16 protein-coding genes, 2 tRNA genes and 1 pseudogene are annotated in these 16,534 nt (G+C 58.3%); 7 read left to right on the plus strand and 12 right to left on the minus strand.

Features of this window, described 5'->3' with window-relative positions; all coding sequences use genetic code 11:
- Positions 1–41: 41 nt before the first annotated feature.
- The 4 genes from J8Z22_RS13985 to J8Z22_RS14000 form a co-directional block, all read right to left on the minus strand.
- Entirely contained in the window at positions 42–1,235 is a 1,194-nt protein-coding gene (locus tag J8Z22_RS13985) for an ABC transporter permease subunit (RefSeq protein WP_252006845.1), read from the minus strand.
- Positions 1,232–2,047, minus strand: a complete 816-nt coding sequence (locus tag J8Z22_RS13990) for an ABC transporter ATP-binding protein (RefSeq protein ID WP_252006846.1) — start codon at positions 2,045–2,047, stop codon at positions 1,232–1,234. Before J8Z22_RS13990 ends, J8Z22_RS13985 begins: the two co-directional genes overlap by 4 nt.
- 157 nt (positions 2,048–2,204) lie before the next feature.
- On the minus strand, positions 2,205–2,711 hold the full coding sequence (locus tag J8Z22_RS13995) for a BsuPI-related putative proteinase inhibitor (protein WP_252006847.1): 507 nt from the start codon (positions 2,709–2,711) through the stop codon (positions 2,205–2,207).
- Complete coding sequence (locus tag J8Z22_RS14000) at positions 2,711–3,973, minus strand: AsmA family protein (protein WP_371878136.1); 1,263 nt, start codon at positions 3,971–3,973, stop codon at positions 2,711–2,713. Before J8Z22_RS14000 ends, J8Z22_RS13995 begins: the two co-directional genes overlap by 1 nt.
- A gap of 94 nt (positions 3,974–4,067) precedes the next feature.
- On the opposite strand from J8Z22_RS14000, the gene J8Z22_RS22220 reads away from it, so the two are divergent.
- Positions 4,068–4,151, plus strand: a complete 84-nt coding sequence (locus tag J8Z22_RS22220; RefSeq protein ID WP_371878137.1) for a hypothetical protein — start codon at positions 4,068–4,070, stop codon at positions 4,149–4,151.
- Here J8Z22_RS22220 and J8Z22_RS22225 read toward each other — a convergent pair.
- Both J8Z22_RS22225 and J8Z22_RS14005 read right to left on the minus strand, forming a co-directional pair.
- Positions 4,133–4,564, minus strand: a pseudogene (locus tag J8Z22_RS22225) (AsmA family protein); the annotation flags it as partial. The gene J8Z22_RS22220 and the pseudogene J8Z22_RS22225 overlap by 19 nt on opposite strands.
- 81 nt (positions 4,565–4,645) lie before the next feature.
- A complete protein-coding gene (locus J8Z22_RS14005) occupies positions 4,646–5,134 on the minus strand; it encodes a putative 4-hydroxy-4-methyl-2-oxoglutarate aldolase (RefSeq protein WP_028111651.1) in 489 nt (162 codons plus the stop codon).
- Positions 5,135–5,351: 217 nt separating this feature from the next.
- Between J8Z22_RS14005 and J8Z22_RS14010 the strand changes: the two genes are divergently transcribed.
- The 5 genes from J8Z22_RS14010 to J8Z22_RS14030 all read left to right on the plus strand — a co-directional run bounded on the left by J8Z22_RS14010 (position 5,352) and on the right by J8Z22_RS14030 (position 8,294).
- Positions 5,352–5,567 (plus strand): TIGR02450 family Trp-rich protein, encoded by a 216-nt coding sequence (locus J8Z22_RS14010; RefSeq protein ID WP_169629200.1) that lies wholly within the window; start codon positions 5,352–5,354, stop codon positions 5,565–5,567.
- A 327-nt stretch (positions 5,568–5,894) separates the two neighbouring features.
- Positions 5,895–5,982, plus strand: a tRNA-Ser gene (locus tag J8Z22_RS14015).
- Between the two features lie 117 nt (positions 5,983–6,099).
- A tRNA-Ser gene (locus J8Z22_RS14020) sits at positions 6,100–6,187 on the plus strand.
- 750 nt (positions 6,188–6,937) lie between these two features.
- Positions 6,938–7,384, plus strand: coding sequence for a prepilin-type N-terminal cleavage/methylation domain-containing protein (locus J8Z22_RS22155; RefSeq protein WP_305881802.1), 447 nt, complete (start codon positions 6,938–6,940; stop codon positions 7,382–7,384).
- A 121-nt stretch (positions 7,385–7,505) separates the two neighbouring features.
- The gene (locus J8Z22_RS14030; protein WP_252006849.1) at positions 7,506–8,294 is read left to right on the plus strand and encodes a Rossmann-like domain-containing protein; all 789 of its coding nucleotides are present in this window, start codon (positions 7,506–7,508) and stop codon (positions 8,292–8,294) included.
- A gap of 42 nt (positions 8,295–8,336) precedes the next feature.
- On the opposite strand, the gene J8Z22_RS14035 is transcribed toward J8Z22_RS14030, so the two are convergent.
- The 3 genes from J8Z22_RS14035 to ggt form a co-directional block, all read right to left on the minus strand.
- Complete coding sequence (locus tag J8Z22_RS14035) at positions 8,337–10,352, minus strand: LTA synthase family protein (RefSeq protein WP_252006850.1); 2,016 nt, start codon at positions 10,350–10,352, stop codon at positions 8,337–8,339.
- Positions 10,353–10,365: 13 nt separating this feature from the next.
- Positions 10,366–10,746: a diacylglycerol kinase gene (locus J8Z22_RS14040; RefSeq protein WP_028111650.1), complete on the minus strand. Its 381-nt coding sequence runs from the start codon at positions 10,744–10,746 to the stop codon at positions 10,366–10,368.
- A gap of 391 nt (positions 10,747–11,137) precedes the next feature.
- Positions 11,138–12,859, minus strand: a complete 1,722-nt coding sequence (gene ggt, locus J8Z22_RS14045; protein WP_252010482.1) for a gamma-glutamyltransferase — start codon at positions 12,857–12,859, stop codon at positions 11,138–11,140.
- Positions 12,860–13,145: 286 nt separating this feature from the next.
- Here ggt and J8Z22_RS14050 point away from each other — a divergent pair, with 286 nt between their 5' ends.
- Entirely contained in the window at positions 13,146–13,667 is a 522-nt protein-coding gene (locus J8Z22_RS14050) for a GNAT family N-acetyltransferase (RefSeq protein ID WP_252006851.1), read from the plus strand.
- On the opposite strand, the gene J8Z22_RS14055 is transcribed toward J8Z22_RS14050, so the two are convergent.
- Genes J8Z22_RS14055 through J8Z22_RS14065 form a run of 3 tightly spaced genes read right to left on the minus strand, consistent with a single transcriptional unit; the run spans position 13,650 to position 16,448 of the window.
- Complete coding sequence (locus tag J8Z22_RS14055; RefSeq protein ID WP_252006852.1) at positions 13,650–14,054, minus strand: GtrA family protein; 405 nt, start codon at positions 14,052–14,054, stop codon at positions 13,650–13,652. The genes J8Z22_RS14050 and J8Z22_RS14055 overlap by 18 nt on opposite strands.
- Positions 14,032–15,447 (minus strand): glycosyltransferase family 39 protein, encoded by a 1,416-nt coding sequence (locus J8Z22_RS14060; RefSeq protein ID WP_252006853.1) that lies wholly within the window; start codon positions 15,445–15,447, stop codon positions 14,032–14,034. The genes J8Z22_RS14055 and J8Z22_RS14060 overlap by 23 nt, the downstream gene beginning before the upstream one ends.
- Complete coding sequence (locus tag J8Z22_RS14065) at positions 15,444–16,448, minus strand: glycosyltransferase family 2 protein (protein ID WP_028111646.1); 1,005 nt, start codon at positions 16,446–16,448, stop codon at positions 15,444–15,446. Before J8Z22_RS14065 ends, J8Z22_RS14060 begins: the two co-directional genes overlap by 4 nt.
- Positions 16,449–16,534: the final 86 nt, after the last annotated feature.

Raw genomic sequence — 16,534 nt, forward strand, 5'->3', positions numbered from 1 at the left:
AAAAGCCAGCGCTCAACGCTGGCTTTTTTTGTGGCCGACCGTCAGCGGAACAACACCGACTCTCGCCGGAACCACTGCACGCAGCACCACAGCAGCAGCGACGCCAGAATCAGGTTTGAGGCGAATACTGCCGCCAGGTCGTAATAGGCAAAAGTGCCTTTCAACAACTCCTTGGTGGCCAGCAACACGTTAAAGATCGGATACCAGGCATTTTGCCGGGTCAGCTCAATGCCGGGCAGGGTCGCCACCATGGCCGGAATGATGGCGACAAACTGCAGGGCTCCCATATAGTTCTGCCCCTCTTTGTAACTTTTGGCGAAGATGGAGATCGACAGCAACAGCGCCGCAAACACGCCGGCGATGGGCAAAAGCAACAGCAGCAACAAGCCGATGTCCATGGGGTTAAACAGTTTGGCCAGGCGAATAAACAGATTCAGATCCAGCAGGTAGCCGATGGCCAGTAACCAGAATATGGCACTGATCAGAGTCAGTAGCGCCAGCATCATCGAGGTGGTGGCGATCACCAGAAACTTGCCGACCACTAGGGTGGTTCTGGGCTGGGGCACCATCAGCAGCGTTTCCAGGGTGCCGCGCTCCTTCTCTCCGGCACCGATGTCCAGCGCCGGCAACATCGCCCCCATCATGCACAGAAACAGCAACAGGAACGGCAAGATCCCCCCTACTTTGTCGCCGACACTCTGACGCTCGGCGGCGGTTTCGACCCGGGCCAGTATCATTGGCTGCTCCACCGCTCGAATGACGTCTTCACCGACCCCCTGATTGAGCAGGTAACCGCTCATCCACCGCTGCTGCAAGGCCGACAGCGCCTGGCGTACCCGTACGAACTGACCATGGTCATCGGTCTGGTTGTACAGCATCTGCCATTGGCTTTTGGGGTTGGTCAGCGGATCGAAGCCCGGCAACATCTGCAAGACGAAATCCAGTCGGCCCTCGTTGATCAGCCCCGAGGCCCGCTGGCGGCTGACGCCGTCGATGCGATTCAGATTGGGGACCGAGGCCAACGCCCGTTCGACCTCTTCCACCCATACCGCCGGGCCGATAAGGCCATAATCGATGCGCTCGGCCTGCTTGGTAAGCAGCAACTGGTAGCCGATCAAGCCGACACAGAGGATCAGCGCCGGTAACATCATGGTGGGAAACAGCACCACAAAGCCCATGGTTTTGCGATCCCGCAGCACCTCTTTCATCTCCTTGAGCCAGATGCGGCGAATCATCCGGCCATCCCGCTCAGGCCGTGAGGGTGACGGGAAGCTTCGTGCTGACAGGCCACAAATGCTTCACGCAGGGCATCGGGATATCGGGTGCCGGCAAAGGCCGCCAAATCGCCCTCAAACACGCTGCAGCCGTACATGATCACCGCGATGCGATCGCACAACAGGCTCACCTCCTCCAACCTGTGGGTGGAGAAGATAACTGGCCGATTGGCCATTTTTTGGCTATGAATAAAGTCAAGCACCGCTTGGGCAGACATGATGTCGAGCCCGGTTGTCGGTTCATCGAGCACGACGACCTCGGGCTTATGGATAACTGCCCGAGCGATGCTTGCCCTCTGCTTCATCCCCAAGGACAACTCCAGCACCTTGCGCTGCAAAAACGGCTCCAGCTCCAACTGCTGCGACAACTCGGCGATGCGCTCATGAATTAACTCCGGCGTCATGCCATAGAGATGACCGAAAAACTCCAGATTCTCTGCGACGGTCAGGCGCTCGTACAACGCGGTGGACGCGGACAAAAAGCCGATTTGCTGGCGCATCTTTTCCGGCTGACGGTGCCAATTTCTGCCATTGATTTCGATGATGCCCTGATCCGGGCTCAACACCCCAGACAACATTCTCAGCACCGTGGTTTTGCCGGCGCCGTTGGGGCCAAGCAGTCCCAGCACTTCACCGGGCCGGGCATGGAAACTGACCGAACGCACCGAGTGAAACACGCCATTGCCCATTCTCGGGTCCTGCCCCGACAACTCCGGGCGCCGTTTTTGATCGGGCACGGCAAAGCCCTTGGCCAGATCCCTGACAATGATCATAACTCTTGCCATCCCAAAGCAACCCTGAATGAAATTAACTATAGTCCAGTCCGTGCTTTAGGGCGGGCCGAGATCCCCATTCCAGCAGGGGCAGGCAACAAAAAAACGCCCCGGCACTGGGCCGAGGCGGGGTCTGACGGGCAATTTAGTGTGGCTGTTATTTCAACTGAATGACCAGAGGCGCGGTTTTAGGGTGCGCCATGGTATTCAGCACGGCCTGCAAGGTGTACTTACCTGGCGCCAGATCAGACAGACGCTCACTGCCAATGGTAAAGCTCAGGGTCTTGGTGGTGCCGGCAGCGATGCGCCACTCCCGCAGCGCCTGGGTAAACATCATCTCATGACTGAACTGCCATACCACCCCTTCGGCCCCGGTCATCACCAGATCGGCGGTCATGCCCGACAGGATGGTCAACGCGGTGTCACTCTGGGTATCGTTGCTGATGGTCAGAGTGACCGGCAGGTCCTGCTCCCGGGGCCATGGAGTGTCCGGCACCTCAAGTGCCATCGTAAGTGCCGACATGGGTTTCTCCTGCACCAGGGCTGGGGTGTCCGCCGCCTGCAACGGCGCGGCGGGCGGCGTTACCGCTGCGGTCTCTGTGGACACATCACTGCCACAGCCGGTCAATGCCATGACCAACGCCAGGGTCCATAGGTATTTCATCAGCCTCTCCCGAATCCTTTAAACAGTTTGTCCTTCAGCTTGTCTTCCAGTTTTTCTTTCAGCTTATCGCCTTCCTGATCCAGCTTGTTTTGCAGCAACGCGTCCATGTCGATGCCAATGGAAGGCGACGCAAAACCGCCACCAATCTGCAGCGGAATCGCCAGGCCCTTGAGGTCATCCAGGCTCTTGCCGCCCTGGCCTTCCAGCGAGCCCACCACGGCAACCTCCATGTCGTAATCCAATTGCTGAGTCACCAGGTTAGAAGAACCGCCGCCATTCACTCTGAGCAGTGGCGAAGACAACGCGACGTCCGGGGTGGTCACCACCCCTTTGTCGATGGAGAACGCGGTGGCAAAGCTGGAAAAGTCCGTCTTCTGCACTTCGGCCGCGGCTGGCGCCGCACTGCCATCGAAGCTGGCTTTCACTTCACGGATCTTCTGTGCCACATTGATGCCGTAGACCGCGCCGTCGTCCAAGGCCAGGCGTCCCTTAGCCACCAGATTGGCCAGTACTTGGTCTGGTGCCAGGCTGGCGCCGGTGCCCGCTACAGTCAGCTCTCCGGTCCCCGCCATCACCTCTGAATCGATGGCGGCTTTCAGCAGTGGCTGTATGGACAAGTTGACCAACTTGGAGTCGAACTGGTAACTGACCGGCTGAGTGCGACTGTCCAGAGTTGCCTGGGTAGTCAGGGTGCCCTCAAACGCCGATGCCTTCATCTGCTTCAGAGTAAACAAGCCGTCCACCAGTTGCAGATCCAGGCTAGGCTGGGTCACCAACCACTGATTGGCCTTAATGGAGGACAACGACATGTTGGCATACAGGTCAAATTGCCTCAGCGCCGACAGGTCTGGCTCTTCATTGCCGCCCTCGGCGGCAGGCTTGGGCTCGGAGGCGGCGGTGCCTTGCTCGGAAGCGCCGGAAGCCGGCATCCACGGGTCCAGAATCAGGTCATTACCTTTAAGTTGCAGATTAAGAACCGGACGTACCTGATTCAGATCGACACTGCCGGAGCCCTGTAACTCGAAGCCCTCCTGGTCCAGTTTCAGGTTAGTCAGGGCAAACTGCTGCTGGCCCAGGTTGAAGTCGGCATCAAACTGCACCGATACCGTCAAAGGCTTACCGTTGGGCAGAGCCGGACCACTGACGTTAAACTGCTGCTTCCAGGCGTCCAACTGAATCCGTGAAAAATCCTTGGCCACGGTCAGCATCGAGGAAGCCGATGTCGACAGGGCCAACTGCGGGTCTTCCAGGCTGACCACCATCTCAAACGGGGCGGCGCGACCGGGTTCAAACTCCTCCAGCGACAACGACTCGATGGCCAATTTGCGGCTTACCTGAGTCTGGCGGTTATCGCTGTTGAAGCTGAATTGTTGCAGGTGCAGCTGCCCCAGCTTCCAACTCATGGGCGTCGGCGCCGAACCGCTGTCGGACGAGCCTTGAGTGTCTGTCGCCGCTGGCGCTCCGCCACCCAGCCCTTCGAGGCTGTTGCGACCGTCTTTCAGGGTGACCATGTTCAGGGCCACACCGGCCAGGGTCACCTCTTCAATCTGCACGTCTTTTTGAAGCAGTGGCAGCAGGTTCACCCCCACCACCGCCTGGTTTACCGACAGCAGTGGCGGCAGATTTTCTCCGGGAATGTTACCCAGAGAGATGCCGGCGATGTCCAACCCCACCTTGGGGAACAGGCTCCAGCCAATGTCGCCGTCGATGGACAAAGTGCGACCGGTGGCTTCTTTCACCTTGGCCTCAATTTCCGGTTTAAAGGCGTTTGGATCCAAAAAAACGCCCACATACACTGCGATCACCAGCACCAGGGCCAGTACGCCGATAAAAAACCATTTAATTGCTTTCATCACTTTTCCGTTCAAAATCGATAACGCCCGCCAGTGGTGGCCGGTGTTTATCTCTTTAGTGTATACCAACCTAAGGCTATGTTACTCAGATAGCGGCAATTCTCGGTTGCAAACCACGATGCCGTTATCATCGGCGTACAGATATTGACCCGGTTCGATGCGCCGGCCTTCAATCTCGATCACCACACCCTGTTCGCCCAGGCCGCGTTTATCGGTTTTCAGCGGCATGGCACCTAAGGCCTGTACCCCCAAATCCATGGTTCCAATGGTGGCCACATCACGAATGTAGCCGTACACCACCACACCGGCCCAGCCGTTATCCAAGGCCAGTTTTGCCAGGTTGTCCCCCAGCAAGGCTCGCCGCTCCTGGCCGCCGCCATCGACCACCAGTACCCGCCCCTCTCCAGGCTGAGACAGGCAATGGCGCACCAAGGTGTTGTCTTCAGGGCATCGGATGCAGTGAACCGGGCCCCAGAATAGGCTCTTGCCGCCAAATTGGCGGAATCGGGGAGGCAGTATGGTCAATTCTTCACTGAACTGATCACACAAGTCAGGTAACAGGTCCAACATCGCTCGCTCCTTTGCTGTCGGAATCAAATCCCATCCTGAACAATCGCCGTGACATTGACAAGTCATGGCCGCTAATGGGCTGAATTATTTCCGACTCTTTTCACCCTTGAGGTGTCTCAGCCCCCTGGTGTTGCAGCGGTGCCATCACCGACTACACTGAACTCAGGGGCCACGCAGGAGGCGCGCACCTGTTCTTAGCATTATGGGGACCGGACTGATGAACGTATTTCCTGAAAGCCAGCTTCACCTGAGTAAATGGACCGCCTACAGTGCCGTCAATGACGACACCCACTTCTGGGTCACCTACACCTTTACCGACAGCCACGGCCACGTCACCCGGGTTGGCCTGCAGGGGGTCAATAACCGCATGCCGGTGGAACTGCGTACCGAAGAGCTGCAAAACTCCGACCGCTGGCACATGGGGTGGGTCTGATCCGCCCCAACGCTCCCGTTAGTGCTGCAGCCGCTGGCAAAAACCTGAGAAAATTCAACCGAAGCGGCTAAAACCAAGGCAAACGGCCACAAACTCTTACATTGCTTCTTGACCCTCACCAACTCAGCCCGTAAAGTACGCCCCGTCTTCAGCGATACGTCGTTCGAGACAGAGCACGGTTGGCTCTCAAAACAAAAACCCAAAATTTGGTGAGGTGTCCGAGTGGCTGCACGCAGCGCAGCTTAATTACGCCACAGGCGGGATTCTCAGCCACCAAAATCACCGAAACAGAGCACGGTTGGCTCTCAAAACAAGAACCCAAAATTTGGTGAGGTGTCCGAGTGGCTGAAGGAGCACGCCTGGAAAGTGTGTATACGGCAACGTATCGAGAGTTCGAATCTCTCCCTCACCGCCATATTTGGTTAGGTGTCCGAGTGGCTGCACGCAGCGCAGCATAATCACGCCATAGGCGGGATTCTCAGCCACCTGGCATAGAGTTTGATTGAGCTCTTAAAACTCTCAATTGAAAATTGGTTAGGTGTCCGAGTGGCTGAAGGAGCACGCCTGGAAAGTGTGTATACGGCAACGTATCGAGAGTTCGAATCTCTCCCTAACCGCCATATAAGAAAGGCTCAATCGAAAGGTTGGGCCTTTTTTGCATCTGGCAAATTGGTTAGGTGTCCGAGTGGCTGCCACCGCGAAGCGGTAACAAATACACGCCTATGCGTGTGCAGCCCACACTCCTTACTAAATTGGTCCTCATGAAACGACTACTCTGGCCGTTGAATTTCTCACTGGAGGGCTGCCATGCATACCTGGAAAGTGTGTATACGGCAACGTATCGAGAGTTCGCAACGGAGCGAAGCATGAGCGCAGTAACGCCGAAGGCGATCATCTCTCCCTGATTCGGCGGCACGGCGGTAGTTCATGACTCCGCAGTTCCCCTTCACTCCGTCGCCCTTGCGAACGCGAGGGCCCAGTGGCTTTGGTTTTGATCCTGGAAAAGACACTGGATTCTCGCCTGCGCAAGAATGACGAAAGGCACAGACACTGGCTACCCGCATGCGCGGGCACGACGGAAGGGTGTAGCACAGACACTGGCTACCCGCGTGCGCGGGCACGACGGAAGGGTGTAGCACAGACACTGGCTACCCGCGTGCGCGGGCACGACGGAAGGGTGTAGCACAGTCACTGGCTACCCGCCGAGCGGGTACAGCGAAAGCGGTGTAACACGGACACACCGCGGCTCCATGGATTGGCGCAATGAATTTCAATGCATTAGAATCACAGTCGCGTGCAACACTCCGCCAGAACATCGCCGCCAATGCTGTGATAGAACGAATGCCCGTCGGCTGCAATAAGGATCTTTCATGACTCGGACACCTTCCAAAGGCTTTACCCTTATCGAACTGGTCATCGTGATCGTGATCGTTGCCATCCTTGCCGTGATTGTCGCCCCCAAGCTGATCGACCTCGCCGATGATGCGGAGATGACCACCTTCGAGTCGCTGGGCTCCGCCTTAATTGCTGCCGCCAACATGGCCCACTACAAACAGCGGGCTGCCGGGCTGCAACCCAATGACAGCATCGAAGTCAACGGCGTCCAGATCGCCATGATCAATGGTTACCCCACCGATGCCGCCATTGGCTTACTGGTGGATACCGATGGCTTTACCTATCAACCCAGCACCGGCTGGTTTGTGTGGATCCCTTCGGGCAACAACCTGTGCCGACACGACTACAACTACGCCGGATGGAGCGGAAACCCGACGCCGGACAAGCCCTACGTGATCATTACCCGCAGCGGCTGCCAATAATCCGGGTCGTTAAGTTCGCCAGCGCCCTACCTCTGAGCCGATAAAAAAACCGGTTCACCGCTCTCGGTTCTCACATCTAATACCTTGTATTATCGAGGTACATTTCTTCAGGTAAATTGTTATGGAAGCCATCTATCACGGCGTAATGCAGGCCCTGGGGCCGCAGCAAGCGCCGGCCATCAAGGCCATTCACATCGCCAGTAACGACCTCGACTCCAACCCCAGCGCCAAGTTTGGCGCCATTGAGTTGGTCGACGGCACCATCGGACTGACCTACACCAAGCTGGGCGATGCACTGGAACAACTTCAAGACCCGTCGCACTACCACCACTTCTGCCAGCAACCGGTTACCGAGCTGGCCAAGCTGTATCTGGCCGATGAGCCCTGGCAGCGGGTTCTGGGGACCGGGGCGTTGAATGCACTGAGCCAGTGGTTGCTGCAACAACAGCAGTATCAGTATCCAGATGCCGCCGATACCCTTGAGTTACTGAAAATCGACAACGGCGACAGAGTCGGCATGGTAGGATACTTCCCGCCACTGGTCGCCGCCCTGACCGAGCAAGGCACCCCGGTGACCGTGATCGAACTGAAGCCAGAATTGGCGCGGGAAGAAGGCACGCTTAAGGTGACCATGGATCCCAGTGAGTTACAGCACTGCCAGAAGATCCTGATCACCGGCACCACGGTGATCAACCACACCCTGTCCTCCCTGCTGCCCCATTGCCAGCAAGCGGCTCAGGTGGCACTCATTGGTCCCAGTGTCGGCTTATTGCCTCAGGTGCTGTTTGATCTGGGCCTGACCGCCATCGGTGGCCGAGTGATCCTTGACGGGCCGCTTTTCCTGGAGCGCTGGCAACAGGGACAGAAATGGAAAGGCGCAGCGCAGCGCTACAGCCTGACCGCACAATAGTCCCCACGACGCCATTGGCTAGCCACCTCACCAGTGCCGACGCTACTCGGCACTCATCGCTGCAATGGGCGCGGCGGTGGGGGCACTGCGCACCTTAGCCAAGGACACCATGCCGCCATAGAGGCTATTTTGGTAGGCAAGGCTACCCCAAAGGGCATTGGCCAGCGCCGTGCGTTGCATCTCCTGCGGCATTGGCGCTGCGGCTGGCAGCAGTTCGGTGGTGTCAGGGTGGTAGACAAAACTCTGAGCCTGACGCTGCGGCTGGTAAATCACCACATCATTGTCGGCATTCATCCAGGCGAAATTCTTATAGAACTGCATGATGGCCCGCTGCTTACTACGAGGTACCGGCTGAGTGAGATCGTGACCGATCATCGGGTGCTCGGCATCCACGCCAATCAATGACAACAGCGTCGGTGCCAGATCCAACTGGCTGGTCAGGCGCTGATCCTGGCGAGGCTCAATCCCCTCTCCCACGATCACCGCCGGAATGCGGAAATGATCAATCGGCACCAGCTGATCCCCCCAGGCCCGGGAATCGTGATCCGCCACCACCACAAACACCGTATCCTGCCAATAGTCCGACTGGCGGGCTTGTTTGAAGAACTCCCCCAGGGCCCAATCTGAATACTTAGCGGCATTTTCCCGAGTTTGAGCCGGTTGATTGTAAGGCTCGATGCGCCCCGCAGGGTAATCGTAGGGGCTGTGGTTGGAGGAGGTAAACACCAGGCTGAAGAACGGCTGGTCGTTCTGGCTCAGCGCCGTAAACTGCTGATGCGCCTTGATGTACAGATCTTCATCGGACGCCCCCCAGGCCCCTTCAAAGTTCATCTTGTCGAAGGTGGGAAAGTCCTGCATGTCTTCAAAGCCATTCCCTAGGAAAAAGCTCTTCATGTTGTCAAAGTGGCTCTCGCCACCATAGACAAACTGAGTATGGTAGCCGCGGCTCCTGAGCAGATCGGCAACGGTAAAGAACCCCTTCTGACTCTTGGTGAGTTTAACCACCGAGCGAGCCGGGGTCGGCGAAAAGCCGGTCACTACCGCTTCGATGCCTCGCACCGATCGAGTGCCGGTGGCGTACATGCGGTTGAAATTCCAGCCCTGGCGGGATAAAGCATCGAGGTTGGGCGTCAGCGGCAACCCACCCAGGGCGCCGACGTAACGGGCTCCCAGGCTCTCCTGCAGCAGAATCACCAAGTTTTTTGGCTTGCCCTGATAGCTGGCCGGGTGCCTGGCCAGCGACGGCATCGCCTCGGACAAAAACTGTCCGGGTTCGATGAGAGTCGATGCTTGCATTCGCTCAATGATCTCGGCTCTGGCCATGGTGGGGTAGTGCTTAAAGGCGCTGTCTTCCGACTCCATCTGCTTATAGGCGAACAGCATCGAGTACGCCGAATTCAGAGTCAGATCATTGATCAGCGGATCGGTGGAAAATGCCACCAAAGCCGGATTTAAAGGGCGATGCCCCAGAGTCGAACGGGCGCCGCCGACGCCCACTGCCACCACCAGCAGTGCCAATAACGGACGCCAGTACCATCGAGGCAGGGTCAAGCTTTGGGTCCAATCGCCGCTCCAGCGCCACGCCAGTCCCAGAGTCAGGCTACTGACCACCACGCCAATTGCCAGCTCCAGCTTATAACCGCTCCAGAGCATGCCAAACACCTCGTTAGGATAGATGAGGTACTCGAAAAACAGCCGGTTGGGGCGCACATCGTATTCCAGAATGAAACTGGGGGTGGCCACCTCCATAAACACCACAAACCACACACTGGCCACCAATATCAGCCGCAATAATCGCAGCCAGTTGCGGCCAATGACGCCGTTGCCCGCCAACAATGTGGTTAACAACGCAGGCAGAATCAACAGGTAACACAGGGAGGACAGGTCAATGCGCAGACCGCGCAGCAGGATTCGAGACCAGCCATCGGCTTCGGCCACCCTGTCTGCCTGCCACACGGCCAGGCCGAGTCGGGACAGGGTCATCACCAACAGACAGATGCCGAAGGTGACCGCGATGGGGTACAACACCCCGAATGAAGTTTTTATTTTTCTTGTCATGATGCTATCGCCGTTATTGTTGGTATTTTTGCAACAGCCCAAGCAGCACCACGGCCCAGGTGGCCACCGCCATGATCAGGGTAAACAGCACCGCCGCTGACCCCATGTCCTTGGCCTGCCCGGACAGTGAGTGGTATTCGGCGCCAATGCGATCAACGACCGCTTCGATGGCGGAATTGAGCAGTTCCACCACCATCACCGCCACCAGAGCACCAATCAGCAACAAGGATTCGACCGGGGACACCGGCAGCCACAGAGCCAGAGGCCCCAGCACCAGAAAAGCCACCACCTCCTGACGGAAGGCGGCTTCACAGCGCCAGGCGGCGCGCAGGCCGAGCCAGGAGTAACGGGTGGCATGGATGAGACGGCGGACGCCAGTTTGACCAGGTTTCAAGACACTACTCAGCAAGTTGTTGCAATCGATAGCGAATTGTAGCCCTGAGGCATGAAAAAAAAGTGTAAGTGGAAGTAAGGGAGTGTCGTCAGGGCGTCATGTTAGCCTCTGACAGAAAAGCAAAAAGCCCCCGATAGGGAGCTTCTTGTGCGTGAAATATCTATGCACAACCGAAACCGGTTGTGTGGTGTGCATCCTTGCGGGTGGGGAGTGTGCGCCTATCGCCGTTTCGCCTCCAGAAAAAAAAGGATTTTCAGTACAAAATCGTGCATAAACTCACATTCAACTTTAAAGTGCGAAAAACCTCCTAGAACAGCAATGTTTTTGTCACACTTTTGAAAAAATTGCGTTAGGGGAATCAGATTCTGCGACTCCCCTGCCCGCGCGCCATTCAGTAACCCAGGGTTACCGCCCCTCGACGGCGAGGATCGGACGCACCCAGCAACCCTTGTTCGGTAACCATGATCGACTGAGTGCTGCCCATGGAAGCCTTCACCTTCACTTTATGCCCCATGGCTTCCAGCAGGCGCTTGGTGTCCGGATTCAGGCTTTTTTCGGCACGAATTTCATCCGGCCACCACTGGTGATGAATCCGGGACGCCGCCGTGGCTTCGGCGACGTTCATCCCATGATCGATGACGTTCATGATCACTTGCAGGGTGGTAGTGATGATTCTCGAACCGCCGGGACTGCCGGTCACCAAAAACGGCTGTTGCTGTTTCATCACTATGGTCGGGCTCATGGAACTCAGCGGACGCTTGCCCGGCTGGACCTCGTTGGCTTCGCCACCAATCAGGCCAAAGCCATTGGGCGTGCCGGGTTTGGCGGAAAAGTCATCCATCTCGTTGTTCAGCAAAATGCCGGTTCCTTGCGCCACCAGGCCAGAGCCATAACTGAAGTTCAGGGTATAGGTGTTGGACACCGCATTGCCCCACTTGTCCACCACCGAATAGTGGGTGGTCTGATCGCTCTCGTACGGAATCGGATTGCCGGGCTTAATGTCGCTGCTCGGGGTCGCCTTTTCGGGATTGATGGTGGCCGCCAACGCCCTGGCATAACGACGGCTGGTCAGGCCCGCTACCGGCACCTGAGTAAAGTCCGGGTCCCCCAGATACTCGCTGCGATCGGCGTAGGCGCGGCGCATGCTTTCTGCCATCCAATGCAGAGTTTGGGCACTGTTGGCCCCCATGCGACCAATGGGCTGCTGTTCCAGCATGTTCAACATCTGAATGATGTGCACACCACCGGATGACGGTGGCGGCATGGAGATCACCTCGTAGCCACGGTATTGGCCCCGCACCGGTTGCCGTTCCACCGCCTGATAGGCCGCCAGGTCGGCCTCGGTCATCACACCGCCGGCCTGGCGAACCGACAACGCGATCTGGCGGGCGGTTTCACCTTTATAAAAACCATCACTGCCGTGCTCGGCAATGCGTTTCAACGAGCGGGCCAAATCCGCCTGAACCAGGCGTTCACCGGCCTGGTAGTCACTGCCGTCCGGGTGATAAAACACCGGGCGAGTACTGGGCCATTGCCACAGGCGCCGCTTCAGTCCCTGCAGAGAACTGCTCAGATCCGGGGTCACCGTAATCCCCTTTTCAGCCAGCTCAATGGCCGGAGCGATCACCTGTTTCAACGGCAGGGTTCCGTAGTTTTTCAACGCCAGTTCCAGCCCTCGAACGGTACCGGGCACCCCCACCGCTAGCCCATGCTCTCGAGACAGTTTGGCCACCGCCTCACCCTGCTCATTCAAAAACATGTCACGATGGGCCCTGGCCGGGGCCATCTCCCGATAATCGATGGCCACATCACGGTTGCCCTCGGCAAGGTGCAGCAGCATAAAACCACCGCCTCCCAGGTTACCCGCCCGCGGCAAGGTTACCGCCAAGGCAAAGCCCACCGCCACCGCCGCATCGACGGCATTGCCGCCCTGACGCAGGATCTCGACCCCCACGGCGCTGGCCAGCGCTTCCTGGCTGGCCACCATGCCATTGGCCGCCCACACCGGATGGGCAACATCCATGTGGCTGTAGATGGAAGGCTGATCAGCCTGAACCGATTGCGCTCCCAGCATCAGCGGCAACGCCACCAACGCCGACAACAGGGGTTTCATCACCATTTTCACTCTTTAGTCCTTTCTGCCATTCCCGCTTCGCGCCGCATCTTCGGCCCAGCCGTAATGGCCGTGGTCGGGATCCTTCAAGATCCGTCCATCATATCGATTTTTTTAGGGATTTCAGCAACGGCTTAGGATTAATCGCCGCTAACTTATGCCAGAGCGGCTATCGCAATACTCACAACAAAGAGCGGAAAGTGGGATCGGACTCGAGTATTTGAGTCTTGCTCATTATCCCGGCGCTGGTTAGTCTGAATGTCCATCACAATCAGGGGTATACCGGATGATACTGGACACCGAACGACTGAGAATCCGCAAGTTAACCGTCGACGATGCACCCTTCTACCTGAGTCTGCTGAATCAGCAGAGCTTCATCGACGGCATCCATGATAAAGGCGTACGCACACTGGAGCAGGCACAGGAGCATCTGCGTCAGGGGCCCATGGCCAGCTACCAGGATCATGGCTTTGGCATGTACCACCTGAGCCTGAAAAGTAACGGCACCCCGGTGGGGATCGCCGGCCTGCTGCAACGTGACGGCCTCGACCATCCGGACATCGGTTACGCCATCAGCGATACCTACTTTGGCCTGGGCCTGGCCACCGAAGCCTGTGAAGCGATCATGATCTACGGCCAACAGGCTCTGGGACTGGGCACCATTTTGGGGGTGGTTGCAGAAGACAACCTGGCCTCGCGGCGGATTCTGGATAAGCTGGGGCTGGAATCCCAGGGCAGCATCGAACTGCCCCCGGGGGAAGAGCTGCTGTTGTATCAACCTAAACGGCCGTCAAGGCGACCGCGCTGATTCGGCAAAGACCCAGCGACTGCTGAGCAGATAATTCGACAGGGTGCCGGCACCGATGCCGGCCACCAGTGCCACCCAGGGGGCCAACGACCATGGACTCAGCAACGTCAGAGTCCATGAGAACAGGGCAAAGTTGGGCAGCGCCGACATCAGCGCCGCCGTCAGGGATTTCAACCACTGACGGCTGGCGTCCTGCAGCGGACGCTGGCGAAAGGTAAACCAGCGGTTGCCGGCCCAGGTGGTCGAGGCCGCCGCCAGAAAGGCCAGCACTCGGGCCGGGTAAGGGCCCCACTCCAACCCCAGTGTCAGCGCGCTGAACAGCGACACGTCCACCACGAAACCGGTTCCCCCCACCAGGGCGAACTTAATCCAGGCTGGCCAGCGCATCGGGGCCACACTCCAACAATTGACGCTTCAGCTTCACCGTCTGCACCCGACAGCTCTGCCGCGGCAATGACAGCTGCTGCCAGGACTGGCTGGACGGCATCACCAGAGAGTAGCGCCCCTGTTGCTGATTCAGGCGGGCCAGATCCGCCTTTTGGGCGCGGCCATCGGAATAGAACTGACCAGAGAAAGTGCGCTTGCCATAGTACAACAGCGGCAACGCCGGGTTGGCCTCGCTGGCCAGCAGCGCCTTGTCGCTGCGCTCATCCCCCACCTTGAGGTTTAACACCCCGGTGGCCACCAGCAACAACACTGGCATGGTGACCCCGACCTTAGCCAGCCAGGCCTGATCCGAGTCCTTGGCCAACGACGCACACAGCAGCGCCAGCGCCGGAATGCCGGGTAGCACGTAGGCCGGCAGGATGTTGCCCGCCATGGTAAACAACACCATGGGTGAGATCAGCCAACACAGCAGAAAGCTGCGCCACCCCGATGGCGCCGGTTGCCGACTTGGCTGACTGCGGCGACCGCGCAGATACAACAGCGGCAGAATCAGCGACCAAGGCAGGGCCGCCGCCAGCCAGAACAGCCAGATGGTGCCGCGAGGCTGATCATGGGCACTGCCGTACAGGTCGCCGGTCCAGCCACTTTCGACGAAACGCAGGAAGTGTTCCCCCACCAGGAAGTAGTTTAAAAACCCGGGTGTGGCCTGTTCCGCCGCCAGGTACCAGGGCGCGGCGATCACCAGCATGGCACAGGTGCCCAGCAACAGTGGGAACCGTTGCCACAGCACCCGAAATGCCCCCAGCCCATGTTGAATCAGTAGCCAGGGCGCCACCGCCAGTCCCATCAATACGATCACCAGTGGCCCTTTAGCCAACAAACCAATGGCCAGCCCGGCGAAACCGAGATAGCCGGCCCGATAGTGGCCTTGCCAGCCCAGATAGAAGCCCAACATCGCCACCGTCATCCCCAGGGTCAGCGCCATGTCGGTCATGACCGCGCCGGAAGCCACACTGAAGATGGCACAGGTCGCCAGCACCATGGCCGCCAGCAGCGGGTTTTCTCCCTGTCGACGCGCCATCCAGGCCACCAGGCCGACCACCGCCAATCCGGCCAGCCAATGGGGCAGGCGCAAAGCAAACTCGGTCATGCCCAGCATGGCAGCGGAACCGGCGCTCATCCAGGTATGCAGCGGCGGCTTGCCCCAGAAAGGCACCCCGAGATCAAACTGGGGCGTGAGCCAGTTGCCGGTGTCTACCATCAGTTTCGCCATGTAGCCATAGCGGGCTTCGGTGGTGTCCATGAGCGGGTAAAGCCCCAGGGACAACAAGCGCACCGCCAATGCCAGCAGCAGAACGGTCAGTAACGGGTTACGACAAATCCAGTTTTTCATCGACGCGCCTCAAGGGATACGACCGTGTCCAGGCCTTCTTGATGGGAAACCTCACGAATCAGATACTGAGGCCTTTGCTTCACTTCCATCACCACCCGGCCCAAGTACTCGCCGATGAGCCCCAGCGCCAACAGTTGTATGCCGCCAATCAGCAGCTGCACCACCATCATCGACGGGTAGCCAGACACTACCTCGCCAAAGGCCAGGGTCTTAACCACCACCCAGGCTCCGTACAGGAAGGCACTCAATGCGGTCAGCAATCCACACCAGGTTGCCAACCGCAGCGGTCGAATGCTGAATGAGGCGATGCCGTCCATCGCCAGGGCAAACAACTTGCCGTAGTTCCACTTGGTTTCACCCACGGCGCGAGGATCGCGATCGAACTCCAGCGTCACCTGCATGAACCCTGGCCAGGCGAACAACCCCTTCATGTAGCGGTTGCGCTCTGGCAACTGATTGATGTGATCCACCACCTGGCGGCTCATCAGCCGAAAATCACCGACATTCTCCGGCACCGGCACCTCGGATGCCCAGTTCATCACCTTGTAGAAGCTGGCCGCCGTCATTCGCTTAAACCAGCTCTCCCCCAGGCGAGCACGTCGCTTCATGTTGACCACGTCGGCGCCTTTGCGCCAGGCCTCCATCATCTGCGGAATCAGCTCCGGCGGGTCCTGAAGATCCGCATCCAACAGAATCACCGCCTGACCACGGCACTGTTGCAGCCCGGCACTCATGGCGGCTTCTTTGCCGAAGTTGCGACTCAGGGTGACCCCCACATGGTCGCTGCTGGATTCCGGCAGTTGCTGCACCAGCTGCCAGCTGTTGTCGTTGCTGCCGTCGTCCACATAGATGATCTCACAGCGCTCCACAATGGCATCCAGTACCTCAGTCACCCGCTGATGGGTGTACGCCAGTCCCTGGCTCTCATTAAAGACGGGAATGATCACCGACAGCACGATGGGCCGGTCATGATGGCGTTGTTGAGGCCGGGCTTTCAGCATGTTGCACCCCTGAAGTTCAGATAATTAGCGTGCCAATGCCACGCAGGCATTGCAGAATGACCGTCATTATCCGAAGCCGCCGTGAA

This window comes from Ferrimonas sp. SCSIO 43195 (assembly GCF_023716685.1).
In the GTDB taxonomy this organism is placed as follows: Bacteria; Pseudomonadota; Gammaproteobacteria; order Enterobacterales; family Shewanellaceae; genus Ferrimonas; species Ferrimonas kyonanensis.

Excerpts from the sequence above, each read along its gene's own strand:
- J8Z22_RS14010 (WP_169629200.1), top strand. The coding sequence starts at position 5,352 with ATGAACGTATTTCCTGAAAGCCAGCTTCACCTGAGTAAATGGACCGCC.
- J8Z22_RS13990 (WP_252006846.1), bottom strand. The coding sequence starts at position 2,047 with ATGATCATTGTCAGGGATCTGGCCAAGGGCTTTGCCGTGCCCGATCAA.
- J8Z22_RS14030 (WP_252006849.1), top strand. The coding sequence starts at position 7,506 with ATGGAAGCCATCTATCACGGCGTAATGCAGGCCCTGGGGCCGCAGCAA.
- J8Z22_RS14060 (WP_252006853.1), bottom strand. The coding sequence starts at position 15,447 with ATGAAAAACTGGATTTGTCGTAACCCGTTACTGACCGTTCTGCTGCTG.
- J8Z22_RS14005 (WP_028111651.1), bottom strand. The coding sequence starts at position 5,134 with ATGTTGGACCTGTTACCTGACTTGTGTGATCAGTTCAGTGAAGAATTG.
- J8Z22_RS14035 (WP_252006850.1), bottom strand. The coding sequence starts at position 10,352 with ATGACAAGAAAAATAAAAACTTCATTCGGGGTGTTGTACCCCATCGCG.
- J8Z22_RS14050 (WP_252006851.1), top strand. The coding sequence starts at position 13,146 with ATGATACTGGACACCGAACGACTGAGAATCCGCAAGTTAACCGTCGAC.
- J8Z22_RS14065 (WP_028111646.1), bottom strand. The coding sequence starts at position 16,448 with ATGCTGAAAGCCCGGCCTCAACAACGCCATCATGACCGGCCCATCGTG.
- J8Z22_RS22155 (WP_305881802.1), top strand. The coding sequence starts at position 6,938 with ATGACTCGGACACCTTCCAAAGGCTTTACCCTTATCGAACTGGTCATC.
- J8Z22_RS14055 (WP_252006852.1), bottom strand. The coding sequence starts at position 14,054 with ATGCGCTGGCCAGCCTGGATTAAGTTCGCCCTGGTGGGGGGAACCGGT.
- J8Z22_RS13985 (WP_252006845.1), bottom strand. The coding sequence starts at position 1,235 with ATGATTCGCCGCATCTGGCTCAAGGAGATGAAAGAGGTGCTGCGGGAT.
- J8Z22_RS13995 (WP_252006847.1), bottom strand. The coding sequence starts at position 2,711 with ATGAAATACCTATGGACCCTGGCGTTGGTCATGGCATTGACCGGCTGT.
- J8Z22_RS14000 (WP_371878136.1), bottom strand. The coding sequence starts at position 3,973 with ATGGTGGTCAGCCTGGAAGACCCGCAGTTGGCCCTGTCGACATCGGCT.
- ggt (WP_252010482.1), bottom strand. The coding sequence starts at position 12,859 with ATGAAACCCCTGTTGTCGGCGTTGGTGGCGTTGCCGCTGATGCTGGGA.